The following is a 24860-nucleotide window of genomic DNA, read 5'->3' as shown; positions in this document are numbered from 1 at the left end:
GATCGACCCTCCTGGTCGGCGGAGGAGCGATGATGATGGCGCACGGGGGAGTCTCTCTCGTGTGTCGGGGATTCGAAGCCATCCTACCCAGCGACCGTGTGCGCTTCCTATGCGAGGGGGTCCGTCCAGCGCGCGCATCCATACTGATGAGCGACCACGCGGATGCGACGAGATGGGGATGTGATGGAGCAGCGGATGCTCGGACGGACGGGGCGGAGCGTCTCGGTGATCGGCCTCGGCACGTGGCAGCTCGGCGCCGACTGGGGCGACGTGCGCGAGGAGGACGCGCTCGGCGTGCTGCGCGCGGCGTACGACACGGGCGTGCGGTTCTTCGACACCGCCGACGTCTACGGCGACGGGCGCAGCGAGCGGCTCATCGGCGCGTTCCTGCGCGAGCTCGGCGACCACGACGTGATGGTGGCGACCAAGGCCGGCCGGCGGATGCCGCAGGTGCCCGAGCACTACACGCTCGAGAACCTGCGGGCGTGGACCGACCGCTCGCGGGAGAACCTCCGCGTCGAGCGGCTCGACCTCGTGCAGCTGCACTGCCCGCCGAGCGCCGTCTACGAGAGCGACGCGGTGTTCGACGCGCTCGACGTGCTCGTCGACGAGGGACGCGTCGCGAGCTACGGCGTGAGCGTCGAGACGCGCGCCGAGGCGCTCGCGGCGATCGCCCGGCCGAACGTCGCGTCGGTGCAGCTGATCCTCAACATGCTGCGGCTCGCGCCGCTCGAAGCGGTGCTGCCCGCCGCCGCGGAGGCGAACGTCGGCATCATCGTGCGCGTGCCGCTCGCGAGCGGCCTGCTCTCGGGCAAGTACGACGAGCGCACGACGTTCTCGGAGGACGATCACCGCAGCTACAACCGCGAGGGCAAGGCGTTCGACATCGGCGAGACCTTCGCGGGCGTGCCGTTCGAGACCGGTCTCGAGGCGGTTCGCCGGCTCGCGCCGCTCGTGCCCGAGGGCGCGACCATGGCGCAGTTCGCACTGCGGTGGATCATCGACCAGCCGGGCGTCAGCACGGTCATCCCGGGCGCGAGGAACGTCGAGCAGACGAGGGGCAACGCCGCCGCTGCCGCGCTCGCGCCGCTGTCGAGCGACGCGCTCGCGGGTGTCGAGGCCATCTACGACGAGCTCATCGCCCCGCTGGTGGCCGACCGCTGGTGACGGGCAGGCCCTCCGCGGCCGCCCCGACGCTCGTCACTCCGGCCGGCCGTAGGCCTCGAGGAGTCGCAGCCAGATCTCGCTGATCGTCGGGTAAGCGGGCACCGCGTGCCACAGCCGATCGATCGTGACCTCGCCGACCACCGCGATGGTGGCTGCGTGCACGAGCTCGGCGACGTCCTGGCCGACGAAGGTCGCGCCCACCACGGCGCGACGCCGCTCGTCGACCACGAGCTTCGCCCGGCCGGCGTACCCGTCGGCCTGCAGGCTCGCGCCCGCGATCTGGCTGAGCTCGTGCTCGACCGCGCGCACCTCCATGCCGGCCTCGCGCGCCTGCGCCTCGGTGAGGCCGACGGCCGCGACCTCGGGATCGGAGAAGACGACCCTCGGCACCCCGCCGTGGTCGGCGGTCGCCACGTGCTGCCCCCACGGCGCGTCGTCGACTCGGGAGCCCTTGAGCCGCGCGGCGATCGCCTCGCCCGCGGCGCGCGCCTGGTACTTGCCCTGGTGCGTCAGCAGCGCGCGGCCGTTGACGTCGCCGACCGCGTAGAGCCAGTCGGTGCCGGTCACGAGCATCGTGTCGTCGACGGCGAGCTCGGCGTCGAGGCCGACGGCGTCGAGCCCGAGGTCGTCGAGCGCGGGTCGGCGACCGGTCGCGACGAGCAGCTCGTCCGCCTCGAGCCGGCTGCCGTCGTCGAGCTCGATCGTGACGACCCCGTCCGGCGCGCGAGCCACCCGCGTGGGCGTCGCGCCCTCGCGCACGTCGACCCCTTCCGCCACGATCGCGGCGGTGACGAGCTCGCCGACGAACGGCTCCTCGCGCCCGAGCAGCCCTCCGCGGGCGAGGAGCGTCACGCTCGAGCCGAGCGACGAGAACGCGAGCGCGAGCTCGACTCCCGACACGCCGCCGCCGATGACGGCGAGCCTGGCCGGCACGTGGTCGGCGGAGGTCGCCTCGCGCGTGCTCCACGGTGCCGCGGCGGCGAGGCCAGGGATGTCGGGCAGCACCGGGTGCGAGCCCGTCGCGAGCGCGACCGCCCTCGCCGAGACCGTGCGATCGCCGACCAGCACGAGCCCGCGGCCGACGAGCCTCGCGTGCCCGCGGATGAGGTCGATGCCGGCCGAGGCGACCCACTCGGCCTGGCCCGAGTCGTCCCAGTCGCTCGTGAACGAGGTGCGCCGCGCGAGCACGGCCGGCGCGTCGATCGCGCCGGTGACGGCCTCGCGCGCGCCTGCAACGCGCCCGGCGGCGCGCAGCGCGTGCCCGGAGCGCAGGAGCGCCTTCGACGGCATGCACGCCCAGTAGGAGCACTCGCCGCCGACGAGCTCGGCCTCGACGAGCGCGACGCGGGCACCGCGCCGAGTGGCGTAGTCGGCGACGTTCTCGCCGACGGCGCCGGCGCCGATGACGATGAGGTCGTAGTCGTGCGCGTCGCGCTCAGGGTCGGTCATCCCTCATCCTCTCGCTCGCGGGCGCCGGCGTCACCCTCCGCGATGCCGCGACCCTCGGGCCTCGCCCGCCCCGCGATCTGCTCGGCCTGCCATCGGTGGATGTCGGGCAGCCAGGAGAGCGGAGCGGATGCCCCCACGCGCGCGTCGTCCGGCTCGTGGCCGTCGCGCAGCGCTTCGACGTACGCGCGATCCCGCTCGATTCGGCGTCGGATCTCGTCGCCGCGGCCGACGGAGCCGTGACCGGGGACGACGACCCGCACCTCGTCGGCGACGGCCTCGAACATCGACAGCGCCGCGAGGTAGTCGTCGATCGGGTCGTCTGCCGCCAGGTCGAGGAACGGCATGAGGATGTCCGAGAGCATGTCGCCCGCGATCAGCACGCCGCGATCCTCGACGAGCAGGGCCGCGTGACCCGGCGCGTGCGCTCGGTGCTCGAGGATCCGCACGACGGGGCCGTCCCACGGCACCCGGGTCGCGCCATCCGCCAGTCCCGAGACGAGACCGAGCAGCTCCATCGGGATCTCGTCGGCGTGCTCGGGCGGCAGGCCCTCGGCGATGAGCGCCGGCCAGTCCTCATGTGCCAGCAGCTCGCGCATCGAGGCTGCGCACCGGGCGGTGCCGTAGCGGGGCGGGTCGCCGAGGCTCGGGTGCCAGAGCACGTGGTCCCAATCGGGATGCGTCGAGAAGCCGGCGACGACCGGCTGGCCCAGCGCGCCGAGCTGCTCGCCGAGCGCCGCGAGCTCGTCGCGCGTGATGCCGGGGTCGACGAGCAGCACGCCTGCAGATCCCTGCACGACGACCGCGTTGCTCTGCAGGAACTCGCTCTCATGGACGAGCACGCCGTCGGCCACCTCATGCAGCATGCGACGCCCCCGCCTGCCGTTCGCAACGGCTCGCCGCGACGCTAGTGCGCCGATGCCGCCGCGCGCTACTCCTCGATCGCACCGCCGAGGCCGCGCAGGTGCTCGCGGAAGCCGATCCCGCGCTCGCCGCGAGCCCGGAGGTAGTCGCCGAACCGCAGCTGCGCTCGGAGCGTCACGCCGTCGGCCATCGCGGCCGCCTGGCGCCGCTCCGCATCGCGGATGCTCCGGGCTGCGTCGGCGACGGCGGTCGCGTGCGCCGCGGCCACGACGATCACGCCGTCGTCGTCGGCGAGGACGACGTCGTCGCGCGTCACGACGTGGTCGCCGAGCCGCGCTCGACGCAGCGCGTCGGCGGGCTGCTGCTCGACGCTCGCCGGGCCGGTCGGGCAGGCGCCGAGGCTCAGCACCGGCAGACCGATCGTGCGCAGCTCCGGGGTGTCGCGGTGCAGGCCCCAGATGACGATGCCCGCGAGCGCGGCACCCGCGGCCTCGAGCGCGACGAGGTCGCCGACGCACGCCCGGTCGGCGCGGCCGCCGTCGTCGACGACGAGCACATCCCCGGGCTCCGCGTGCTCGAGCGCCTCGAGGAACACGTCGACGCTGCCGACGTGCTGGGCCGGCAGCGCGCGGCCGAGCACGTGAGCGCCCGGGACGACGAGCGACATCCCGCTCGGCGCGCACCGAACGGGGAGGCCGAGCCGCATGCACGCATCGGCGACGTGCGGCGTCGAGAGCTCGGCGAACAGCGCGGTCAGGTCGCTCGTCATGGTCCTCCGTCGGGTGTCCGCTCCGGCTCGGTGCGCGTCCTCCGCACGCCGATGGCGCTCCGACACTAGGCGCTCGACGGCCACCGATCCAGGGTGCGCGCGGCTCGGGAGCGATCTCGAGGATCCGCTGAGCCGCGACCCATGCGGATGGTGCAAGGTCGAGGGGTGGAGATCACGACCTGGGTGCGCCGATGACGGGCGCGACGGACGACGGTGCGGCGCGGCCCTCGGTCGTGGTGGTGGGTCATGCCGCGCGCGACCTCGTGCTGCGGATCGGGGAGCTGCCCGGCGCGGGCGCGTCCACGACCGTCGAGGAGCGCATCGAGCGGCTCGGCGGCAAGGGCGCGAACATCGCGGTGGGGCTCCGGCAGCTCGAGCCCCACGTCGCGCCGATCCTGGTCGCGGTGCTCGGCCAGGATGCAGCGGGCGACATGGCACTGCGCGAGGCGGTCGAGGCAGGTATCGACATCCGCCTCGTCGTCCGCCGCGGCACCACGGCGCTGCTCGTCGACGTGGTCGACGACCACCACGAGCGGCGGCTGCTCGAGCACATGACGGAGGAGTCGCTCCTGACGGTCGACGACATCCGCGCGGCGGAGGACGAGCTGAGCACGGCCGACGTCGTGGTGCTGCAGCTGCAGCAGCCTGCCGACGCACTGCTCGCCGCCGCGAGGAGCGTGCGGCGCGGGGCGCGGATCGTGCTCGACGGCGCGATCGAGGGCGAGGCGCGCGACGAGCTGCTCGCGCTCGCGACCGTTGTCCGCGCGGATGCCGAGGAGGCCGCCATCCTCGGCGGCACCCAGGTCGCCGGCGTCGACGACGCGCTGAGGGCCGCCCGCGAGCTGCTCGCGAAGGGTCCATCGCTCGTCGCGCTCTCGGTTCCGGATGCCGGCGACCTGCTCGTGTGGCGCGACGGTCATGAGCTCTTCCCCCACGGGGACGCGCCCGTCGTCGACCCGACCGGCGCCGGAGACGCGTTCGTCGCGGGTCTCGTGGCGGGGCTGCTGCGCGGCCTCGATCCGCAGCAGATCGGGCAGCTCGCCAAGGCTGCAGCGACATCGACCGTGCAGCGGCTCGGCGGCCATCCAGAGCTGGGCGAGCTCGACGACGAGGGCGAGGACGGCACGACCGACGCTGACCGGACCCACCGGTGACCCGGCCCTTCGGCTTCGACGTCGCGCCGTGGAGCATCGGCACCACGGGTGTCGACGCATCCGCCATCGGGCACCGCGAATCGGTCTTCGCGCTCTCGAACGGCCATGTGGGCTGGCGCGGCGGCCTCGACGAGGGCCACCCGAGCGGCATCCCGGGCAGCTACCTGGGCGGCGTGTTCGAGGAGCATCCGATGCCCTACGCCGAGGACGGCTACGGCTACCCGAGCGTCGGGCAGAGCGTGCTCAACGTGCCGAGCGGCCAGGTCATCCGACTGCTCGTCGACGACGAGCCGTTCGACGTCCGGAACGGCACGCTGACCCGCCACGAGCAGCGGCTCGATCTGCGTGGCGGCACGCTGCATCGCGAGGTCGCCTGGACATCGCCGGCCGGGCCGTCGGTGCGGATCGCGTCGACGAGGCTCGTGTCGCTCGAGCATCGCTCGGTCGCGGCGGTGCGCTACGCGGTCGAATCGGTGGATGCGCCAATCGCCGTCACGATCCAGTCGGAGATCGTCGGCACGGTGCCGCAGCCGACCTCCCACCCGGATCCACGGGTCCAGGAGGCACTCGACCGCGCGCTCGAGCCGCTCGGCGGCTTCGTGCTCGGCTCGGCGGCGACGCTCGTCCACCGCACGCGGCAGAGCGGCCTGGGCATGGCGGTCTCGATGGATCACGTCGTCTCCAGCACGGCGGCCGCGCCGCCCGAGGCTTCGACCGAGGCATCCGACGACCTCGCCCGCACGCTCGTGCGGGTGCGGCTCGAGCCGGGTGAGCGGCTCGAGCTCGTGAAGCTCGTCGGGCACGCGTGGTCGGGCTCGCTGTCGGTCGAGGCGCTGCGCGATCGTGCCGAGGGCGCGGTGGCGGATGCGCTGCACGACGGCTGGGACGCGCTCGTCGCCGCCCAGCGCGCGCGGCTCGACGACTTCTGGGCGTGCGCGGACGTGCAGGTGGAGGGCGACGCCAGGCTGCAGCAAGCGGTGCGGTTCGCGCTCTTCCACGTCTTCCAGGCGAGCGCGCGCCTCGAGCTGCGGTCGGTGCCGGGCAAGGGACTGACCGGCGCGGGCTACGAGGGTCACACCTTCTGGGACTTCGAGGCGTTCGTGCTGCCGGTGCTGACCTCGACCGCTCCGCAGGCCGCCGAGCAGGCGCTGCGGTGGCGGCACGCGACGCTGCACCACGCGAGGGACCGCGCGCGCACGCTCGGCTTCGCGGGGGCCGCGTTCGCGTGGCGCACGATCGACGGACGCGAGAGCTCGGGCTACTGGCCGGCGAGCACCGCCGCGCTGCACATCAACGCCGACATCGCCGCCGCGGTGCTCCATCACGTGCGGGCGACCGGCGATGAGGCGTTCGAGCGCGACGTCGGCCTCGAGATGCTCGTCGAGACGGCACGGCTGTGGATGTCGGTCGGTCGCTGGGACGCGGAGGGCGGCTTCCACATCGACGGCGTGACGGGACCGGACGAGTACTCGGCGATCGTCGACGACAACGCGTTCACGAACCTCATGGCGCGCCGCAACCTCGAGGGTGCTGCGGCGGCGGCGCGCCGGCACCCCGACGTCGCTCGAGCGATGGGCGTCGACGACGAGCACATCGCGGCTTGGGCGCTCGCGGCGAGGGCGATGCACGTGCCGTTCGATGCGGCGCGACGCGTGCATCAGTCGTTCGCCGGCTCGACGGAGCACGCGCGCTGGGACTTCGAGGCGACGGGGCCCGACCGCTACCCGCTCCACGACCACTTCCCCTACCTCGACCTCTACCGCAAGCAGGTGGTGAAGCAGGCCGACCTCGTGCTCGCGCTGCACTTCGCCCACGAGTCGTTCACGCTCGACGAGAAGGTGCGGGCGTTCCGCTACCAGGAGGAGCTCACGGTGCGGGACTCGTCGCTCTCCGCCGCCGCGCAGGCGGTCATCGCCGCGGAGGTCGGCCAGCTCGACCTCGCCGCCGACTACCTCGCCGAGGCGGCGACGCTCGACCTCGACGACCTGCACGACAACACCGACGAGGGGCTCCACATCGCGTCGCTCGCGGGGCTGTGGACGGCGCTCACCGCCGGCTTCGGCGGCATGCGCGAGAGCGACGCGGGCGTGCGCTTCGCGCCGCGGCTGCCGCCGCAGCTGACGAGGCTCGCGTTCGGCATCCGCCTGCACGGCCGCACGCTGCGCGTCGAGGTGGGGCTCGATGCGACGATCTACGAGCTGGGGGAGGGCCCGCCGCTCACGATCCGGCACTTCGACGACGAGGTCGTGCTCCAGCAGGGGAGGACGACGATGCCCGTGCCTCCGCTGCCGGATGCCGGCGTGCGGCCGACGCAGCCGCTCGGCCGCGCTCCGCGGTCCTTCGACGCGGCGCTCGGCCGCCACGCCTGATGGCTCGCGGTCGGTTCGCGCCGACGCTGCAGCATGAGTCGCCGCGCATGCGTCACAATCGTGATGTGCGCGACGATCCCCCGAATCCTCGCCACGGCGGCTGGATGGGGGAGTACGCGCTCGTGCTCGGCATCGCGGCGATCCTCTGCGGGCTCCTGCCGGTCATCAGCGACCTCATCGCCGGACCGGTCGCGGTGGTCGCGATCGGGATGGGCCTCATCGGCGTCCGCTGGCATCACGCCGGGCGCGCGTCGCGCGTCGCGCCGGCGATCGCGGGCATGGTGCTCGGGGTGATCGCGCTCTTCATCGTCGTGCTGATGCTCGCCGCATCGATGGGCTGACGCGGCGACTACAACGTGCGCTCCCAGGCGCCGTCGAGCAGCATCAGCACGATGCTCGCGCCCGACGGATCGCGCCGAACCAGCCGCAGGTAGGTGAGGGTGGGAGTGGCGGTGAGGCGGTCGATGGCGACCGTCGTGTGTGACGCCCACGCTCGGAGCTCTTCGGGTCCGGTGATCTGCGTGTTCAGTTCGAGCAGGAGCTCGTCGATCTGGGCCTCAGTCAAGGCGACGTTCGGAGCAGGGCTCCGCAGCATGTCTGCAGACTAGCCGCCCCGACTACGCCGCGGGGAGGCGGGAATCGACAGCCCGCGAGCCGAGTCCGAGCGCCGCGCCGAGCACGGTGACTGCCGCGCAGCCGACGAAGACGGATGCGAGCGGCACCGACTCGCTCACCCATCCGACGAGCGGCGCGCCGGCGCCCTGCGCGAAGCGGACGAGGCCTTCGCAGGTCGCGATCAGCGCGACGCCGGCGAGGACGAGGAGACCGGATCTCGGGGTCGGCGCGCACGCGGTGACGCTACCCGACGAGCGGAGAGCCAGGTTGCTCGCGCGATCGCACGGGCTTCGAGGCCCGGATGCGCTCGATCGTGCCGGCCTTCAGGCGCTCGGCCTCGTCGACCGTGAAGCCCGCGGCCTCGACGAGCGGTCGCTGGCGCCGCGTGAAGTGCTCGCCCGCGACGCGGACCGTCACCGCCTCGACGAGCCGCTGCCCGAGGCGCAGCGGCGGCCAGCTGCTCGCGACGTGGTCGAGCAGCAGCAGCGTGCCGCCCGGTTCCAGCACGCGGTACATCTCGGCGATCGCTCGCGCGGGATGCGGGATGCTGCACAGCCCGAGCGCGCAGACGACGGTGTCGAACGAGCCGTCGTCGAAGGGGAGCGATTCCGCGTCGGCTTCGAGCAGCGTCGCGACGCGGCCTGCTGCGGCGAGGCGCCTTCGCGCCTGCTCGAGCATCGCGGGGCTGAGGTCGATGCCCGTGACGACGGCATCCGGGGGGAAGCGGAGCACATTGCTGCCGGTCCCGACGGCCACCTCAAGCACGCGCCCGTGCGCTCGAGCGCCGAGCCACTCCCGGCCGCCACCGAACCAGATCCGCTCGAGGATCGCCATGCTCGCGTCGTAGGAGGGCGCCGCCTCGTCCCAGATCCGCCGCTGCTGGGCGGTCGCGCGATCGCGGTCGGCATCGGTCACGCGGGCGACGCTACGCCTAGGCCATCGGCACCACCAGGCCACCGGCACCATCAGCAGCGATCACCATACACATTGCACTCTCGCATTCGGAGTGCAATACTGCACTCTGTGATCGAGAGTGCAACTGATGGTCAGGACCGCGGTGCCCGCAAGCGCAACACCGCCGCGAGGCTGACCCAGGTGTCTCGGCGGATGACCGCCGAGCACGGGCTCGCGGGCTTCACGATCGAGCAGGTCTGCGACGAGGTCGGCGTCTCGCGCCGCACCTTCTTCAACTACTTCCCGTCCAAGGACGAGGCGGTGCTCGGCATCCACGAGGCCGCCGAGAGGGAGCGCTTCGAGGCCGAGTTCCTCGGGCTCGGCTCGCGAGGGTGGCCCGCGGTGCTCGACGACCTCGTCGAGCTCGTCATCCAGCACACCATCGAGATGGGGCCCGAGCGCGAGGAGCAGAGCGCGTTCATGGCCGCCGTCGAGCGCGAGCCGCGCCTGCTCGCGCGCGTCATGGGCCTCACCCTCGAGCGCGAGCACGCGCTCGAGCAGCTCGTCGCGAGCAGGGAGGGCGTCGACGTCGACGACTCCCGCGCGCGAGCCGCTGTCGCCGTGCTCTCCGGCGTGCTCCGGATCGGCGCCGACGACGCGCTGCGCTCGCCCGACACCGACTTCGGCAGCACCGTGCGCCGCGCCCTGGAGGCGGCGCGCACCGTGCTCTGCACCGCTTCGCCCCGAGAGGACCTCGCATGACCACGACCGCCCCGGCGCCGATGCTGCTCACGCAGCGGCGCATCTGGATCATCTTCGCGGCGCTCATCGCCGGCATGCTGCTGTCGAGCCTCGACCAGACGATCGTCTCGACCGCGATGCCGACGATCGTCGGCCAGCTCGGCGGCGTCGAGCACCAGGTCTGGGTCACGACCGCCTATCTGCTCGCGACGACCATCGTCATGCCCATCTACGGCAAGTTCGGCGACGTGCTCGGTCGACGCAACCTCTTCCTGCTCGCGATCGCGCTCTTCACCGTCGCGTCGATCGGTTGCGCGTTCGCCGGCGACTTCTGGATGCTCGTCGTCTTCCGCGCCATCCAGGGCCTCGGTGGCGGCGGGCTCATCATCCTGTCCCAGGCGATCATCGCCGACATCGTGCCGGCCTCCGAGCGCGGCAAGTACCTCGGCCCGCTCGGTGCCGTCTTCGGCCTCTCGGCCGTCGGCGGCCCGCTGCTCGGCGGCCTCTTCGTCGACCACCTCACGTGGCAGTGGGCGTTCTACATCAACATCCCGATCGGCATCGCCGCCTTCATCGTCGCGTGGTTCACGCTCCGGCTGCCGAGCAAGCGCGCGACGAAGCGGATCGACATCCTCGGCGTCGTGCTGCTGTCGATCGCGACGGCGGCGCTCATCTTCTTCACCGACTTCGGCGGGGATGCGGCACACGGCTGGAGCGCGCCCGAGACGTGGGCGATCGGCGCCGCGTTCGTCGTCGCGGCGGCCCTCTTCGTCTGGGCGGAGTCGCGCGCTGAGGATCCGATCATCCCGCTGTCGCTCTTCCGGAACCCCGTGTTCGTCAACGCGACGGCGATCGGCCTCACGCTCGGGCTCGGCATGTTCGCGGCGATCGGCTTCGTGCCGACGTTCCTGCAGATGTCGTCGGGCACGTCGGCCGCCGCGTCGGGCCTGCTCATGCTGCCGATGATGGTGGGCCTCCTCGGCACCTCGATCGGCTCGGGCATCGCCATCACGAAGACGGGCAAGTACAAGCTGTACCCGATCGTCGGCACGATCGTCACGGGCGCCGCGATGGTGCTCATGACGACGCTGAGCGCGCAGACGCCGATCTGGCTCATCTGCACCTTCCTGTTCGTCTTCGGCGCGGGCCTCGGCCTCATCATGCAGGTCGTGGTGCTCGTCGTGCAGAACGCGGTCGACGCATCGATGGTCGGCACGGCGACGAGCACGAACAACTACTTCCGCGAGGTCGGCGCCTCGCTCGGCGTCGCGGTCTTCGGCACGATCTTCACGACTCGGCTGAGCGAGAACCTCAACGGCGTCTTCACCGGCGCCGGTGCGAGCGCGGCCGACGCGGCAGCGGCGACGGCGACGGTCGACCCGCAGGTGCTCGACAGCTTGCCCGCGCCGATCCGCGACGGCGTCGTGGCCGCCTATGCCGACGCGCTCGCCCCGGTGTTCTGGTACCTGCTGCCGTTCATCGCCGTGGCCTTCCTGCTCTCGCTGCTGCTCAAGCAGGTTCCGCTGTCGGACGTCGCCGGGCTCGTCGCCCGCGGCGAGGCGATCGGCGGCGCAGAGGCCGAGGAGCTCGAGGCGCTGCAGCGCGCAGGGACACCCGGGGCGGTGGCGGTCGCGGAGCGTCCGCAGGAGCGCACGGGCATCCCTCCGGCCGAGCGCTGAGGCGGCGACCGCCACAATGGGTGCCATGCCTGATCTCGAGCACTGGTCCCTGTCGGCGATGTGGTGGCACGTGTACCCGCTCGGCGCGACCGGGGCGCCCATCCGCGACGCCGACGCATCCGCCCCCGTGGTGCACCGGCTGCCGCGGCTCGAGGCGTGGCTCGACCACGTCGTCGAGCTGGGGCTCAACGGCATCGCGCTCGGCCCGGTCTTCGCGAGCAGCACGCACGGCTACGACACGACCGACCACTTCCGCATCGACCCTCGGCTCGGCGACGACGACGACTTCGACCGGCTCGTCGCGGCGGCGCACGAGCGCGGCATCCGCGTGCTGCTCGACGGCGTCTTCAACCACGTCGGCCGCGAGCACCCGGCGTTCCAGGCGGCGCTCGCCGATCGCGACAGCCACGAGGCGGCGCTCTTCGCGCTCGGCGACGACGGCGACGTCGAGGTCTTCGAGGGGCACGACGCGCTCGTCGCCCTCGACCACGGCTCGGACGCCACGGTCGAGCTCGTCACCCGCGTCATGACCCACTGGCTCGACCGCGGCGCCGACGGCTGGCGGCTCGACGCCGCCTACAGCGTGCCCGCGGCCTTCTGGGCGCGCGTGCTGCCCGCGGTGCGCGAGCGGCGCCCGGATGCGTGGATCCTCGGCGAAGTCATCCACGGCGAGTACGCCGAGCTCGTCGAGGCGTCGACGATGGATGCGGTGACCCAGTACGAGCTGTGGCAGGGCATCTGGCACAGCATCGCCGAGGGCAACCTCTTCGAGCTGCAGCACGCGATCGGCCGCCACAACGCCCTGCTCGCGGCGTTCACGCCCTACACGTTCCTCGGCAATCACGACGTGACGAGGATCGCGACCGCCGTCGGCTCCGGGTTCGTGCCGCACGCGCTCGCGCTGCTCTGCACCGTCGCCGGCACCCCGGCGATCTATGCGGGCGACGAGTACGGCGCCGAGGGCGTCAAGGAGGAGCGGGTCGGCGGCGACGACGCCATCCGGCCTGAGCTCCCCGAGACGCCCCCGAGCCGGGACGAGCTCTCCCATGCCGCGCGCGCGACGCTCGACCTGCACCGCGAGCTGCTCGCGATCCGTCGCCGCAACGCGTGGCTCACGCGGGCCCAGACCGACGTCGTGGACGTCGAGAACGGCACGATCGTGCTGCGCACGGCGACCGCGGATGCGTCGATCGTCACGGCGCTCAACCTCACCGACGACGCGGTGCGGCTCCCGGCCGCCGACGCGACGACCGTGCTGGCCGGCGACGGCGGGCTCGAGTCGGGCGAGATCGCGCTCCCGGCGCGCGGTTGGGCCATCCTCTCGCGCTGATCGGCGCGCGGCCATTGCCGCACGGTGACGGCTGTGGCCCGACGACTGAGCCGTCAGGCCTTCAGGAATCGCAGCAGCGCGGCGTTGAACGCGCCGGCGTGCGTGAGGTTGCAGCCGTGCGGCGCGTCCTCGATGACGACGAGGTCGCTGTGGGGGATCGCGGCGTGCGTGCGCGCGCCTGAGCCCTCGAACGGCACGACCCCGTCGGCGTCGCCGTGGAGGACGAGGGTCGGCACGGTGACCTTCGCGAGATCGTCGCGGAAGTCGGCGATGCCGAACGCCTGCATCGCCTCGAGCGCAGCGAGACGATCCGCCTGCCGGCAGAGCGCGATCGCGCGCTGTCGGTCCTCCTCGCTCACGAGCAGCTCGCCATCGGTGCTCCGCGAGTAGAAGTCGCTCATGAACGAGTCGAAGAAGCCGTCCGGATCGGCCGTGAGCTGCAGCGTCATCGCCGAGGCCTTCGTCGCGGCGAGCGGGCCGTCGGGGTTGCCGGGCAGCTGCATCATGCGCGGCGTGACCGACGAGGCGAAGACGACGCTGCGGAGCCGCTCCTCGCCGTGCCGCGCGATGTACCTCGCGACCTCACCGCCGCCCATCGAGAAGCCCACGAGCGTCACGTCGCGCAGGTCGAGCGCCTCGAGCACGCCGGCGAGGTCGTCGGCGAGCGTGTCGTAGCCGTAGCCCGTCCTCGGCTTGTCGCTGTGCCCGAAGCCGCGCCGGTCGTAGGCGATCGCGCGGAGGTTGCCGTCGACGATGCACGGCAGCTGCGGCGCCCACGACGCGCTCGAGAGCGGCCAGCCGTGGAGCAGCACGACGGGCCTCCCGGCACCGCGGTCCTCGACGTGCACCTGCACGTCGCTCAGGCCCAGCATCCGGGTGTTGACGACGACCTCGGTCATGGCGGCTCCTTCGTCGGCATCCTGCGCTTCCGCCCAGGCTACGCGTCTGTACCCCACGTCGCCTGAGACTCTTCGCTGGGAATAGTTAAAAATCCAACGGGTTAGCCTAGGTGGCAGCACGTCCGCCGGGACGCCCCTCCGGGTGGTCCCGACCTACGAAGAGGAACTGATTCATGACGAAGATCGCCATCATCACCGGCAGCACGCGACCGAACCGCATCAACCTCGGTGTCGCGCAGTGGGTCACCGAGCTCGCGCAGCAGCGCGGCGACGCAGAGTACGAACTCGTCGACATCGCCGACTTCGACCTGCCGCTCTACGACGAGCCCATGCCGGCGGCGTACCAGCAGTACACGAAGGACCACACGAAGGCCTGGGCGGCGAAGATCGCCGAGTTCGACGGCTACGTGTTCGTCACCGGCGAGTACAACCACTCCGTCACGCCCGCGCTCGCGAACGCGATCTCGTTCCTCAACGCCGAGTGGAACAACAAGGCTGCCGGCATCGTCGGCTACGGCTCCGCCATGGGCGTGCGCGCCATCGAGCACCTGCGCGGCATCCTCTCGGAGCTGCAGGTCGCGCACGTGCAGAAGACCGGCATGTTCTCGCTCTTCACCGACTTCGAGAACTTCTCCGCCTTCAAGCCGACGGAGCTGCAGGCCGAGTCGGTCGCCCCGATGCTCGACCAGCTGATCGCCTGGACGCGGGCGCTCGAGGGCGTGCGCAAGGGCGAGCTCGTCGACGCCTGAGTCTCACCGACGCGATGCGGGTCTCCCTCGGGGGAGGCCCGCATCGCGTCTTCTCGCGATCGAACCGGCCGGCGATCTGATTATCAGATAGAGTGTGGCCATGCGAACGATCAGCGCGACCGAAGCGTCTCGCCGGTTCTCCGAGCTGCTCGACGCGATCGAGGCGGGCGACACGGTCACGGTCACCCGAGGCAACCGGAGGATCGCAGAGATCAGGCCGGTTCGTCGCCGCACAGGACGCGATCTGCGAGCGGCGCTCGGCGACATCCCGCCGCCCGACGACCGATTCGTCGCTGACATCGCTGGCGCGATCGAGGATCTGACCGACGAGGGGACGGACCCTTGGGCCGGCGAGTGATCCTCGACACGAACGTCCTGATCGACTACGAGCGTGGTGCTCTGGATCGCGGCGCGCTCGACGACGATGAGCTGGCCATCGCGGCGATCACGGTGGCCGAGTACCGGACGGGCATCGAGCTGGCCGAGACTGCGGAGCGCGCTGCTGCCCGCTCGCGCGCCCTGGCCGCGATGGTGGGTGCCGTGGAGGTGCTGGAGTACACCGAGGCGACGGCGGCCCATCACGCTCGCCTGATCGCCCATGTGCGCCGGTCGGGGAGGTCTCGAGGGGCTCACGATCTCATCATCGCTGCGCACGCAGCCCAGACGGGCCGTGTGCTGCTCAGCCGCGACGCGCTCGCGCGGTTCGCCGATCTCCCGGGCGTGACCGCCGACCGACCGTAGTCGCGCACCGGATCTCGAGCCGACCGGGGCGCCTGCGAGGATCGGTGCATGCGCGCTCTCGTCCTCGATGCCCCCCGCTGCACACCCGTCGTCCGCGACGTGCCCGCACCCGTGCCGCCCGTCGGCGGGGTGGTCGTGCGGGTCGAGGCGACGGGTCTCTGCCGCAGCGACTGGCACGCGTGGGCGGGTCACGACGACATCGCGTTCCCGCACGTGCCGGGCCACGAGCTCGCAGGCGTCGTCTCGGCGGTCGGTGAGGGCGTCGAGCGCTGGCGCGTCGGCGATCGCGTGACGGTGCCGTTCGTGTGCGGGTGCGGTCGCTGCGAGTGGTGCCGCGCGGGCGACGCGCAGGTGTGCCCGCAGCAGGAGCAGCCCGGATTCACGCACTGGGGCTCGTTCGCCGAGCAGGTCGCGCTCCACGCGGCCGACGCGAACCTCGTCGCGATCCCCGACGGCATCGACTTCGCGACCGCCGCGAGCCTCGGCTGCCGCTTCGCGACCGCCTACCGCGCGCTCGTCGGTCGCGCGCGCGTCGCGCCGGGGGAGTGGGTGACTGTGATCGGCGCCGGTGGCGTAGGCCTCAGCACCACCATGATCGCTCGGGCGCTCGGCGCGCGGGTCGTCGCCGTCGACCGCAACCCCGCCGCGCTCGAGCTCGCGCAGCGGCTCGGGGCCGAGCACGCGCTCATCGCCGACGGTGCCGACATCCCCGCTGTGGTGGCCGCGATCACGCAGGGCGGCAGCCACGTCACCGTCGACGCGGTCGGCAGCGAGCAGACGGCGTCGGATGCCGTGCTGAGCCTGCGCAGGCGCGGCAGGCACGTGCAGATCGGCCTGCTCCCGCCCGTCGACGGGCATCCGCGCATCCCGATGGACCGCGTCATCGCGTGGGAGCTCGATGTGCTCGGCAGCCACGGCATGGCGGCGCGCGACTACCCCGGGATGCTCGCGCTCATCGAGACCGGCGCGCTGCAGCCGCAGCGGCTCGTCGAGCGCACCGTGGGGCTCGAAGCCGCGGCGGGCCTGCTGCCCGGGTTCGACCGTGCCACCGCCGCGGGCATCACGATCGTCGACCCGCGGCGGTGACGGCTGGGCTCAGCCCTCCTGCGTGATCGGCTCGAGCGTGAGGAAGAGCCCGCCGTAGGCGGGCAGGCTCACGCTGAAGCTCTGCAGGTCGTCGACGTGGGCGATGCTGTCGCCCGTCGCGGCGTCGATGACCTCGCACTGCGTCTGCAGCGCCTCGGAGTGCACCGTGCCCTCGATGGGCTCGCCCGAGAAGTTGAGCGCCGTCACCTGGATGCGCGCGTCGGCGTCGGTGGCGACGCCGTCGTCGAGCCGGTGGACGAGCACGAGCATGCTCGGGTGCGCGACGGGCGGCACGTCGAGCTGCGTCGCCGTCGCGATGCCGTGCTCACGACGGGTGCGCAGCACCTCGGCGAGCCCGTTGACGAACGAGTCGGGCTGCGCGATCTGCTCGGGCAGCGATCCGTACAGCGCGCGTCCGCGGGGCATGCCCGACGTCGAGGTGGTCGCCTCCGGGAAGGCGTCGAGCAGGTCGTGCGCGCCGCGCTCGATCCAGCGCGTGTCGCCCGTCGAGATGAGGTCCTGCACCTGCTCCGCCGGCAGCGTGAGCATGCCGGTGAGGTCCCAGCCCGAGAGCGCGAAGACGCCCGGCTGCCAGGCGTTGTACTTCGCGAGCAGCAGGTGCGCGTCGCGGATCGCGGGGACGGCCTCGTCGGTGATGTCGTCGAGCCGCTCGAACCCCTGCGTTGCGGCGATGAGCGAGGTCGTCGTGCACGCGATGCCGTTCTGCGTGAAGACCCGGTTGTAGTCGGCGGTGCCCGTGAGCTTCTCGGTGAGCTCGGCGCGGATGACCTCGGCGAGCTCGGCGCCCGTCGTCTCGGCGTGCCGGAACGGGTAGACGTCGTCGCGGTGCAGCGTCGCCCAGTGCACGAGCTCGTAGGTGAGCTCGTCGTGGTTCTGCAGCCCGTGCACGAGCGCGACCGGCTCGACGCCGAGCTCGAGCGACGTCATGAGCGTCAGCCGCAGGAACTCCGTGTCGCCCGTGGCGAGCGCGTGGTGGTAGCCGGGACGGCTCACGAAGTCGTAGGAGAGGTCGGCGCCGACGGCGCTCGTGTCGCGGATGTCCTCGATCGTGAGGTTGAGCTCCTGGAACGTGAAGCCGCCCACCTTGCGCACCATGCCGGCGATGATGTGGTTCGCCGCGTGCGAGAGCGGGTGGCCCTCCGACCAGGCCGGCAGGCCCTCCGCGGCCTTCTCGACGCCGAGGAATCCGTTCGCGTCGAGGCGCAGCGCGCTCGTGCCCAGGTCGCCGAGCGAGTGGAGCGCGTCGCCGATGACGAGCCGCATGCCCGCGAAGGTCGGGTCGAGCCAGTTGATCGACGGTTGGCCCTGCTTGAAGTAGTGGAGGTAGACCCAGCGGCGCTGCACGCCGTCGACGCCCTCGACCGCCGCGGTCGCGCTCCAGTTCGTCTCCTTCACGCCGGGCACGTAGAAGATGACGCGCTGCAGCTCGCCGATGATGTAGCCCCGGTTGCTGAGCTCGCGCTCGCACGCGGGGTCGAGGTTGACGGCGTCCCTGCCCTCCGGCACGTCAGGGAGCAGGTGCCAGTCCTCGGGCGGGATCTCGACCATGTGGTAGATCCCGGGGTAGTCCTTGAACGCCATCTCCGCGAGCCGGAAGTCGGCGCCCTTGCCCGTGTGGCCGGGCACGATGTCGTCGATGACGCTGCCGTTGTGCGCGTCCGCGACGTCGGAGAGGCGACGGAACGCATCCTCGTCGCCGAAGGCCGGATCGATCTGCGTGCTGATGCGGTCGAAGTGGCCGTCGACGCTGGGCGTCTCCTGCCAGGCCGTGATGCCGCCTGCCCGCTTCACGGGACCGGTGTGGAGGCCGTTGATGCCGATGTGCTCGAACGCCTCCCAGAGCGCCTCCTCGCCGAGCGCGTCGAGGAACGACTGCCCGGGCCGGGTGATGAGCGAGATCGGGTAGGCGGTGAACCACACGTCGGTCACCCCGATCGCCCGGCGCGCGTCGGGGCGGGCGTAGGGGTTGCGCCACATCGACGGCTGCCCCGAGAGCTGGCGGCTCAGGACGTCGGCGTCCTTGAGCATCGACTGCCGCACGAGCCACTCGACGTAGGAGGGGTTCGAGCCGTTCGCCGTGCGCGGGTCGGTGCGGAATCGTCGCACGCTGCCGCCGCGGAACTGATCGCGCGGGCGCAGCCTGCGGGGGCGCGCGGGGTAGCGCTGCTCGTCGTAGGTGATCTCGGGGCCGTGCTCGTCGGGCTCATCCACGGTGCAGTCCTATCAGGCTTTCTTGGGGCAGGCAGGCGGGTCCTCCCAGCGTAGGCGGCCGGGGGACCCGCCGTGCCCAGCAGCGGTGGCGCGTCGAGCGCCCCGCGTCAGCTCACGGCAGCTGGTTGCGGTCGGCCGCGGCGGCGGGGGAGACCGGCATCTCCTCGCCGCGCTTGAGCGCGACGATCTTGCCCGTGCGGGTGAACTCCTCGTCGACCTCGCCGTCGTGGCGGTGCACGACGAGGCTGATGACGATCGCGACGACGAGGTTGAGGAAGAAGCCCGGGACGATCTCGTAGAGCGTGAAGAAGCCGATCTCGGTGGCCTTCTCGATCGCGTCCCAGATGAAGACGGTCGCGGCGCCGACGATCATGCCGGCGAGCGCACCCCAGTTCGAGAGTCGGCGCCAGAAGAGGCTCAGCAGCACGATCGGGCCGAAGGCGGCACCGAATCCCGCCCACGCGAAGCCGACGAGGCCGAGGATCGTGTCGGACGGAGTGATCGCGAGCACGGCGGCGACCGCGGCCACGATGAGCACGCAGGCGCGGCCCAGGATGACGAGCGTCTTCTGCGACGGCTGGCGCTTCACGAACACCTGCATGAGGTCCTCGACGAGGGCCGACGAGCAGACGATCAGCTGGCTCGAGAGCGTCGACATGATGGCGGCGAGCACCGCGGCGAGCACGAGTCCGGCGACGAACGGGTGCAGCAGCGCCTGCGACATGGCGAGCACGACGGTCTCGGGGTTCGCGAGCTCCATGCCCGACTGCTGCACGTAGGCGATGCCGACGAAGCCCGAGACGACGGCGCCGATGAGCGAGATGACCATCCAGCCGATGCCGATGCGGCGGGCCGGGCGCGCGGCGGCGACCGACTTGAGCGCCATGAAGCGCACGATGATGTGCGGCTGGCCGACGTAGCCGAGGCCCCACGCGAGCGACGAGATGATGCCGAGCAGGACCATGCCGTCGAAGTCGGCCGGGATGAGGCCGGTGAGCTCGGCGCCGGAGTCGGTGATGCCCTCCTGCACGCCCTGGAGGCCGCCGACGGTGAAGAAGGCGATGACGGGGATGATGATGAGGGCGAGGAACATCATGAGGCCCTGCACGACGTCGGTGAGGGATGCGCCGAGGAAGCCGCCGAAGAGCGTGTACAGCAGGGTCACGCCGCTGACGAGCAGCATGCCCCAGATGTAGTTGGCGTCGAACGTCGACTCGAAGAAGACGCCGCCGGCGACCATGCCGGAGGAGACGTAGAACGTGAAGAAGATGAGGATGATGAGGCCCGACACGATGCGCAGCGCTCGCGAGCGGTCGCGCAGGCGGTTCTCGAAGAAGCTCGGGATCGTGATGGAGTTCTTCGCGACCTCCGTGTAGGCGCGCAGCCTCGGGGCGACGAACTTCCAGTTGAGGTAGGCGCCGATCGTGAGACCGATCGCGATCCAGGCCTCGATGAGGCCGGCGGCGTAGATCGCGCCCGGGAGGCCCATGAGCAGCCAGCCCGACATGTCAGAGGCGCCCGCGGAGAGTGCCGCGGTGAAGGGGCTCAGCTCGCGGCCGGCGAGCATGTAGTCCTCGTGGCTCTTGGTCTTGCGGGCGGCGTAGATGCCGATCCCGATCATCGCGGCGAAGTACACCGCGATCGCGAGCAGCTGGAATGTGATGTCTGACATCGTCGTCCCCCTCGTGGATACGGCACCCAGCCTACGCATGCGCTTCCCACAGCGACACATGCGACTGCGGCAGCGGTCCGCCCGGCGACGACTTCCCCTGGTTGGGGGCCGCCTGGAGTCGGTGGGATGCGGTTGCGAGCGTGGGCGCGGGCCGCTACGACGAAGCGTGGTCGTTGTGACGAAGCGTGACAGGGCGCCTTCTCGGGCTGACGATCGCCGTCATAGCCTGCGAACACCGACCCGGAAGGCACCACACCATGACTCGCATCGACGTCTCCCACGCCGGCAGCCTGCCCCGCACGCCCGAGCTCATCGCCGCGAACGCCGCTCGCTCGCTCGGCGCCGACGGCCTCACGCTCGAGCGCGGCCCCGAGTTCGAGTCGCTGCTCGCCGCAGCGGTCGCCGACCTCGTGCGCCGGCAGCAGGACCTCGGCATCACCATCGTCGGCGATGGCGAGTACGGCAAGGCGATGTCGAGCGCGCAGGACTACGCGGCGTGGTGGAGCTACGTGTTCCAGCGAGTCGAGGGGCTCGAGGTGACGGGCGAGGACATCTTCACCGAGCCGCCCGTGCGCAGCGAGCCCGGTCGCGTGCGACTGACGTCGTTCCCCGACCGTCGCGACTGGGTGCGCTTCAAGGACGCCTACCTCGACCCCGAGCATCCGCTGCTCGAGTCGACGCCCGCGACGGCCTTCCCCGCGACGACGGGACCGCTGCGCTACACCGGCCAGCAGGCCATCGCGACCGACATCGCCAATCTCAAGGCCGGCCTCGACGGGAGCGGCGCGCAGCAGGGCTTCCTCACGGCGCTCTCGCCGGGATCCGCCGCGCGCATCGCCAACCGTCACTACGCGAGCGACGAGGAGCACATCTGGGCATGGGCCGAGGTGCTGCGCGAGGAGTATCGGGCGATCGTCGACGCCGGGCTCATCGTGCAGATCGACGACCCCTCGCTTGCCGAGAACTTCGACCAGATCAACCCCGAGCCGGCGATCCAGGACTACCTCGACTTCACGCGCATCCGCGTCGAGGCGCTCAACCACGCCATCCGGGGACTCCCGGAGGAGCAGGTGCGGCTCCACCTGTGCTGGGGCTCGTGGCACGGCCCGCACACGACCGACGTCGCGCTCGCCGACATCGCTCCGCTCGTGCTCGAGGTGAATGCCGGCTCGTACTCGTTCGAAGCGGCGAATGCGCGCCACGAGCACGAGTGGCGCGTGTGGGAGCACGTCGAGCTGCCGGCCGACAAGCGCATCGCGCCCGGTGTGATCGGCCATGCGACCAACGTCGTGGAGCACCCGGAGCTCGTGGCCGACCGCATCGAGCGGTTCGCCAGGATCGTCGGGCCGGAGCGCGTCATCGCGTCGACCGACTGCGGTCTCGGTGGCCGCATCCACCCGTCGATCGCGGTCGCGAAGCTCGAGTCGCTCGGAGCTGGCGCTCGGCTCGCGGAGGAGCGCCTCGGCGCAGCCGTCTCGATCGTGTGACGAGACCCTGACCGCTGAGCGCGGCGACGGCATGCGCCGCCGCCGCGCTCAGCCGTGCGGCCCTGGGCCGCGCGGTCGTCGGCGTCAGTCCGAGGATGCGTCGACCGGCGCTCCCGAGTCGTCGAGCACGAAGGTGACCTCGAGGTTCACCTGCCAGGACGTGATCTGCCCGTCCTTGATGTTCACGACGTGGTCCTTGACCCACGCGCCCTCGATGCCGCGCAGGGTCTGACCGGCGCGCGCGATGCCCTGACGGATCGCGTCCTCGAAGCTCTGCTCCGAGCGTGCGCTGATGGTGGTGATGCGTGCGACAGATGCCATTGCCGTCCTCCTCGACTGCGGTGCGAGGGGTGTCCCCGCGCTGACAGCCAAGCGCGGATGGGCGCCGGGCGGAAGGGCGGACTACGGCAGGCGCGGCTCGTCGTCGGCGCTCTCGCGTTGCCCGAGCGCCGGCAGCGTGCCGGTCGGCTGCTGCAGTCGGGGCGTGAGCACCGAGGCGACATCCGTCTCGCTCGAGTAGGCGAGGAACCCGAGGTGCGCCTCGTACCGATCGAGCACGTCGTCGATGACCTGCTGCTTCGTGAGCCCCATGAGGTCGTAGCCGCCGGAGCCCGTCTGCGTGAACACCTCGAGCCGGAAGTAGACGTCGATCTCGCGCGACATGCGTCCGCCGAACATGGGCACAGGGGCTTCGACCATGGCGACCTGGTAGTGGAAGTCGCGCTGCTCGTCCATCGACACGCGCAGCAGGGGCTCGTCGACGCCCGTGGCGGCATTCGCCATCGTGGTCCGCTCGACGACGTAGCCCTGGGCGCGGAACTCGGCGGCGACCTCGTCGATCGCGGGGCGCACGACCCGGTCGAGGAACTGCTCGACCTGTCGCTTCGAGGGGAACGATCGCAAGCGCTCCAGGCGCTGCGCCAACGACCGCTCCGGCGCGCGGCCGCCGGTCGGGGCCATCGAGCGGCGACGCAGCACGAGGCCCTCGCGCTCAGCCCGTTCCATGCGCAGCGCCTTCGAGAACGACAGCATCACGAGGTAGGCGATGATCGTCACCGGCAGCGCGAAGATGAGCGTCGCGTACTCCATGGTGGTGACGCCGCCGGCGATGAGCATGGCGATCGTGAGCACGGCGGTCAGCAGCGCCCAGAAGATGCGCAGCCACTTCGGTCCGTCCTGCGAGGGGTCGGCGATCGAGGTGGAGAAGTTCGACATCACCATCGCGCCCGAGTTCGCGCTCGTGAGGTAGAAGAGCATGCCCGAGAGCGTCGCGAGCCCGATGAGGAGCATCGCGCCGGGGAACATGCCGAGCAGTGCGTACCAGCCCTGCTCCGGACTCTCGACCGCGAGGGCGGCGAAGGCGTCGTTGCCCTGCAGCACCTCCCAGAGCGCCGAGTTGCCGAAGAGCGAGACGATGATGAAGTCGCACAGCACGGGCGCGGTGATCGCGGCGATGACGAACTCCCGCAGCGTGCGCCCGCGCGAGATGCGGGCGAGGAAGACGCCCACGAACGGTCCCCATGCGAGCCAGAAGGCCCAGAAGAAGAGCGTCCAGCCACCCATCCATGCCGCGCCGTCGGGCTCGTACGCGAAGGTCTGGAGCGTGCGCTCGGGGAGCGTCACGAGGAACCGCCCGATGTTCTCGACGAAGGCGTTGAGCAGGAACGCCGTCTGGCCGGTGAAGAGGATGTAGAGCATCATCGCCGCGGCGCTCCACAGGTTGAGCTCCGCGATCCAGCGGATGCCCTTGTCGACGCCCGAGGTGGTCGCGGCGATCGTGAGCACCACCGCGAGCACGACGAGCGCGATCTGCAGCCCCAGCCCCTGCTCGAGCCCGAACAGGAGCGAGAAGCCGACGCTCAGCAGCACGACGCCGATGCCCATCGAGGTCGCGACGCCGAAGACCGTGCCGACGAGCGCGATCGTGCTGATGCCGTCGCCGAGCGGGCCCTTGACGCGCTTGCCGAGCAGCGGGTAGAGCGCCGCGCGGATCGACAGCGGCATGCCCCAGCGGTACGCGAAGTAGCCCATCGCCATCCCGAGCAGCGCGTACATCGACCAGCCCGCGATGCCGTAGTGGAACATCGTCCAGACCACGGCGTCGCCCGCGGCGGCGCTCGTGCCGCCCTCCATCGCGGGAGGGTCGAGGTACTGGGCCACCGGCCCGGTCACCGAGTAGAAGAGCATGTCGATGCCCACGCCGGCCGCGAAGAGCATCGACACCCACGTGAACAGCCCGTACTGCGGACGCGAGTGATCCGGCCCGAGGCGGACCTTGCCCTCCTTGCCGAGCGCGACCCACAGCACGAACGCCACCACGAGCGTGACCGTGACGACGTAGTACCAGCCCAGGTTCGTCGCGATCCACGTGACGACCGCGAGCATCGTGTCCTTCGCGAGCTGCGGCATGAGCATCGCCCACGCGGAGAAGGCGACGATGACGACGGCCGAGACGATGAGCACGGGCCAGTGGACCTTCGCCCGCGGGTCCTCGACGATCTCCGACTGGCCGCGACTCAGGTCGCTGCGGGAGACGGGCGCCTCGTCGTGGCGCCGCTCGGGCTTGCGCTCGGTGCCGCCGAAGCGGGCCCGCTCGAGGTTCGGCGGGCTCGTCCGACCCGCTGCCGACCGCTGTGCCTCGTCGCGCTCCTGCGCCCCACCCTCGCTCGAGCTCGTCACGCCTCCAGCCTTTCATGTTCCGGGACGCTGTTCCATTTCGCGCGGTCGCGGCTGCCGCAGCTCCGGGAGGGGCTGTGGCTCGCCGGGCGCGCGGACCACCAGCCGTCCAGATCAGGCCGGATGGGCCGGACCCGCACCGCGCGGGTCGCGCCCCGGCCTCCTTCGGAGGTTGCGTGTCCTAGCATGCATGACCATGGAGCTCATGGCGGTACCCGTGCTCCGACCGGCGGCGACGCGGCCGCCGGACCGTGGCCGCCGCCATGAGGTCTGCCTCGTGCTCGAACCGC

22 protein-coding genes are annotated in these 24860 nt (G+C 71.6%); 12 read left to right on the top strand and 10 right to left on the bottom strand.

Annotated features, from left to right (window positions below):
- Positions 1 to 183 precede the first annotated feature (183 nt).
- Positions 184 to 1167, top strand: coding sequence for an aldo/keto reductase (locus ABD106_RS03565; RefSeq protein WP_343917363.1), 984 nt, complete (start codon positions 184 to 186; stop codon positions 1165 to 1167).
- 33 nt (positions 1168 to 1200) lie between these two features.
- Here ABD106_RS03565 and ABD106_RS03560 read toward each other — a convergent pair whose 3' ends face one another.
- The 3 genes from ABD106_RS03560 to ABD106_RS03550 form a co-directional block, all read right to left on the bottom strand.
- The gene (locus tag ABD106_RS03560; RefSeq protein WP_343917361.1) at positions 1201 to 2616 is read right to left on the bottom strand and encodes a dihydrolipoyl dehydrogenase family protein; all 1416 of its coding nucleotides are present in this window, start codon (positions 2614 to 2616) and stop codon (positions 1201 to 1203) included.
- Positions 2613 to 3479, bottom strand: a complete 867-nt coding sequence (locus ABD106_RS03555) for an MBL fold metallo-hydrolase (protein WP_343917359.1) — start codon at positions 3477 to 3479, stop codon at positions 2613 to 2615. The genes ABD106_RS03560 and ABD106_RS03555 overlap by 4 nt, the downstream gene beginning before the upstream one ends.
- A gap of 65 nt (positions 3480 to 3544) precedes the next feature.
- On the bottom strand, positions 3545 to 4246 hold the full coding sequence (locus ABD106_RS03550) for an RraA family protein (protein ID WP_343917357.1): 702 nt from the start codon (positions 4244 to 4246) through the stop codon (positions 3545 to 3547).
- A 191-nt stretch (positions 4247 to 4437) separates the two neighbouring features.
- On the opposite strand from ABD106_RS03550, the gene ABD106_RS03545 reads away from it, so the two are divergent.
- From ABD106_RS03545 to ABD106_RS03535, 3 genes are all read left to right on the top strand, one after another.
- Positions 4438 to 5400 (top strand): PfkB family carbohydrate kinase, encoded by a 963-nt coding sequence (locus ABD106_RS03545; RefSeq protein ID WP_343917355.1) that lies wholly within the window; start codon positions 4438 to 4440, stop codon positions 5398 to 5400.
- Positions 5397 to 7769: a glycoside hydrolase family 65 protein gene (locus ABD106_RS03540; RefSeq protein ID WP_343917353.1), complete on the top strand. Its 2373-nt coding sequence runs from the start codon at positions 5397 to 5399 to the stop codon at positions 7767 to 7769. The genes ABD106_RS03545 and ABD106_RS03540 overlap by 4 nt, the downstream gene beginning before the upstream one ends.
- Before the next feature lie 65 nt (positions 7770 to 7834).
- Positions 7835 to 8110 carry a hypothetical protein gene (locus ABD106_RS03535; RefSeq protein WP_343917351.1) on the top strand — a complete coding sequence of 92 codons (276 nt, stop codon included), beginning with the start codon at positions 7835 to 7837 and terminating at the stop codon, positions 8108 to 8110.
- 8 nt (positions 8111 to 8118) lie between these two features.
- Here the strand turns inward: ABD106_RS03535 and ABD106_RS03530 are convergent, their stop codons facing one another.
- Positions 8119 to 8364: a hypothetical protein gene (locus tag ABD106_RS03530; protein ID WP_343917349.1), complete on the bottom strand. Its 246-nt coding sequence runs from the start codon at positions 8362 to 8364 to the stop codon at positions 8119 to 8121.
- 263 nt (positions 8365 to 8627) lie between these two features.
- Complete coding sequence (locus tag ABD106_RS03525; protein ID WP_343917347.1) at positions 8628 to 9299, bottom strand: class I SAM-dependent methyltransferase; 672 nt, start codon at positions 9297 to 9299, stop codon at positions 8628 to 8630.
- Positions 9300 to 9407: 108 nt separating this feature from the next.
- Here ABD106_RS03525 and ABD106_RS03520 point away from each other — a divergent pair, with 108 nt between their 5' ends.
- Genes ABD106_RS03520 through ABD106_RS03510 form a run of 3 tightly spaced genes read left to right on the top strand, consistent with a single transcriptional unit; the run spans position 9408 to position 13028 of the window.
- Positions 9408 to 10040: a TetR/AcrR family transcriptional regulator gene (locus ABD106_RS03520; protein ID WP_343917345.1), complete on the top strand. Its 633-nt coding sequence runs from the start codon at positions 9408 to 9410 to the stop codon at positions 10038 to 10040.
- Positions 10037 to 11698: an MDR family MFS transporter gene (locus ABD106_RS03515; protein ID WP_343917343.1), complete on the top strand. Its 1662-nt coding sequence runs from the start codon at positions 10037 to 10039 to the stop codon at positions 11696 to 11698. Before ABD106_RS03520 ends, ABD106_RS03515 begins: the two co-directional genes overlap by 4 nt.
- A 25-nt stretch (positions 11699 to 11723) precedes the next feature.
- Complete coding sequence (locus ABD106_RS03510; RefSeq protein ID WP_343917341.1) at positions 11724 to 13028, top strand: alpha-amylase family glycosyl hydrolase; 1305 nt, start codon at positions 11724 to 11726, stop codon at positions 13026 to 13028.
- 53 nt (positions 13029 to 13081) lie between these two features.
- On the opposite strand, the gene ABD106_RS03505 is transcribed toward ABD106_RS03510, so the two are convergent.
- Positions 13082 to 13927: an alpha/beta fold hydrolase gene (locus ABD106_RS03505; protein ID WP_343917339.1), complete on the bottom strand. Its 846-nt coding sequence runs from the start codon at positions 13925 to 13927 to the stop codon at positions 13082 to 13084.
- A gap of 173 nt (positions 13928 to 14100) precedes the next feature.
- Here ABD106_RS03505 and ABD106_RS03500 point away from each other — a divergent pair, with 173 nt between their 5' ends.
- The 4 genes from ABD106_RS03500 (at position 14101) to ABD106_RS03485 (ending at position 16503) form a co-directional block, all read left to right on the top strand.
- Complete coding sequence (locus tag ABD106_RS03500) at positions 14101 to 14676, top strand: NADPH-dependent FMN reductase (protein WP_343917337.1); 576 nt, start codon at positions 14101 to 14103, stop codon at positions 14674 to 14676.
- Between the two features lie 100 nt (positions 14677 to 14776).
- The gene (locus ABD106_RS03495; RefSeq protein WP_343917335.1) at positions 14777 to 15034 is read left to right on the top strand and encodes a type II toxin-antitoxin system Phd/YefM family antitoxin; all 258 of its coding nucleotides are present in this window, start codon (positions 14777 to 14779) and stop codon (positions 15032 to 15034) included.
- Positions 15031 to 15417: a type II toxin-antitoxin system VapC family toxin gene (locus ABD106_RS03490; protein WP_343917333.1), complete on the top strand. Its 387-nt coding sequence runs from the start codon at positions 15031 to 15033 to the stop codon at positions 15415 to 15417. The genes ABD106_RS03495 and ABD106_RS03490 overlap by 4 nt, the downstream gene beginning before the upstream one ends.
- Positions 15418 to 15465: 48 nt before the next feature.
- A complete protein-coding gene (locus ABD106_RS03485) occupies positions 15466 to 16503 on the top strand; it encodes an alcohol dehydrogenase catalytic domain-containing protein (protein ID WP_343917331.1) in 1038 nt (345 codons plus the stop codon).
- 9 nt (positions 16504 to 16512) lie between these two features.
- Here the strand turns inward: ABD106_RS03485 and treS are convergent, their stop codons facing one another.
- Together treS and putP are read right to left on the bottom strand one after the other, a co-directional pair.
- Positions 16513 to 18735, bottom strand: coding sequence for a maltose alpha-D-glucosyltransferase (gene treS, locus ABD106_RS03480; protein ID WP_343917329.1), 2223 nt, complete (start codon positions 18733 to 18735; stop codon positions 16513 to 16515).
- A gap of 112 nt (positions 18736 to 18847) precedes the next feature.
- A complete protein-coding gene (gene putP, locus ABD106_RS03475) occupies positions 18848 to 20407 on the bottom strand; it encodes a sodium/proline symporter PutP (protein ID WP_343917327.1) in 1560 nt (519 codons plus the stop codon).
- A 257-nt stretch (positions 20408 to 20664) separates the two neighbouring features.
- Between putP and ABD106_RS03470 the strand changes: the two genes are divergently transcribed.
- Complete coding sequence (locus tag ABD106_RS03470; protein WP_343917325.1) at positions 20665 to 21894, top strand: cobalamin-independent methionine synthase II family protein; 1230 nt, start codon at positions 20665 to 20667, stop codon at positions 21892 to 21894.
- Between the two features lie 84 nt (positions 21895 to 21978).
- Here ABD106_RS03470 and ABD106_RS03465 read toward each other — a convergent pair whose 3' ends face one another.
- Together ABD106_RS03465 and betT are read right to left on the bottom strand one after the other, a co-directional pair.
- Positions 21979 to 22215, bottom strand: coding sequence for a dodecin family protein (locus ABD106_RS03465; protein ID WP_343917323.1), 237 nt, complete (start codon positions 22213 to 22215; stop codon positions 21979 to 21981).
- A gap of 81 nt (positions 22216 to 22296) precedes the next feature.
- Positions 22297 to 24573, bottom strand: coding sequence for a choline BCCT transporter BetT (gene betT / locus ABD106_RS03460; protein WP_343917321.1), 2277 nt, complete (start codon positions 24571 to 24573; stop codon positions 22297 to 22299).
- Between the last annotated feature and the right edge of the window lie 287 nt (positions 24574 to 24860).

The organism is Agrococcus citreus, assembly GCF_039527715.1.
Classification (GTDB): domain Bacteria; phylum Actinomycetota; class Actinomycetes; order Actinomycetales; family Microbacteriaceae; genus Agrococcus; species Agrococcus citreus.
The sequence above is the reverse complement of the archived record's forward strand: the minus strand, read 5'-3'. Positions and strand labels throughout refer to the sequence as shown.

Bases quoted from the DNA above. Each gene is read 5' to 3' on its own strand.
- ABD106_RS03555 (WP_343917359.1), bottom strand. From the start codon at position 3,479: ATGCTGCATGAGGTGGCCGACGGCGTGCTCGTCCATGAGAGCGAGTTC.
- ABD106_RS03485 (WP_343917331.1), top strand. From the start codon at position 15,466: ATGCGCGCTCTCGTCCTCGATGCCCCCCGCTGCACACCCGTCGTCCGC.
- ABD106_RS03545 (WP_343917355.1), top strand. From the start codon at position 4,438: ATGACGGGCGCGACGGACGACGGTGCGGCGCGGCCCTCGGTCGTGGTG.
- ABD106_RS03560 (WP_343917361.1), bottom strand. From the start codon at position 2,616: ATGACCGACCCTGAGCGCGACGCGCACGACTACGACCTCATCGTCATC.
- ABD106_RS03500 (WP_343917337.1), top strand. From the start codon at position 14,101: ATGACGAAGATCGCCATCATCACCGGCAGCACGCGACCGAACCGCATC.
- ABD106_RS03495 (WP_343917335.1), top strand. From the start codon at position 14,777: ATGCGAACGATCAGCGCGACCGAAGCGTCTCGCCGGTTCTCCGAGCTG.
- ABD106_RS03465 (WP_343917323.1), bottom strand. From the start codon at position 22,215: ATGGCATCTGTCGCACGCATCACCACCATCAGCGCACGCTCGGAGCAG.
- ABD106_RS03515 (WP_343917343.1), top strand. From the start codon at position 10,037: ATGACCACGACCGCCCCGGCGCCGATGCTGCTCACGCAGCGGCGCATC.
- ABD106_RS03510 (WP_343917341.1), top strand. From the start codon at position 11,724: ATGCCTGATCTCGAGCACTGGTCCCTGTCGGCGATGTGGTGGCACGTG.
- ABD106_RS03505 (WP_343917339.1), bottom strand. From the start codon at position 13,927: ATGACCGAGGTCGTCGTCAACACCCGGATGCTGGGCCTGAGCGACGTG.
- ABD106_RS03565 (WP_343917363.1), top strand. From the start codon at position 184: ATGGAGCAGCGGATGCTCGGACGGACGGGGCGGAGCGTCTCGGTGATC.
- putP (WP_343917327.1), bottom strand. From the start codon at position 20,407: ATGTCAGACATCACATTCCAGCTGCTCGCGATCGCGGTGTACTTCGCC.
- ABD106_RS03470 (WP_343917325.1), top strand. From the start codon at position 20,665: ATGACTCGCATCGACGTCTCCCACGCCGGCAGCCTGCCCCGCACGCCC.
- ABD106_RS03550 (WP_343917357.1), bottom strand. From the start codon at position 4,246: ATGACGAGCGACCTGACCGCGCTGTTCGCCGAGCTCTCGACGCCGCAC.
- ABD106_RS03530 (WP_343917349.1), bottom strand. From the start codon at position 8,364: ATGCTGCGGAGCCCTGCTCCGAACGTCGCCTTGACTGAGGCCCAGATC.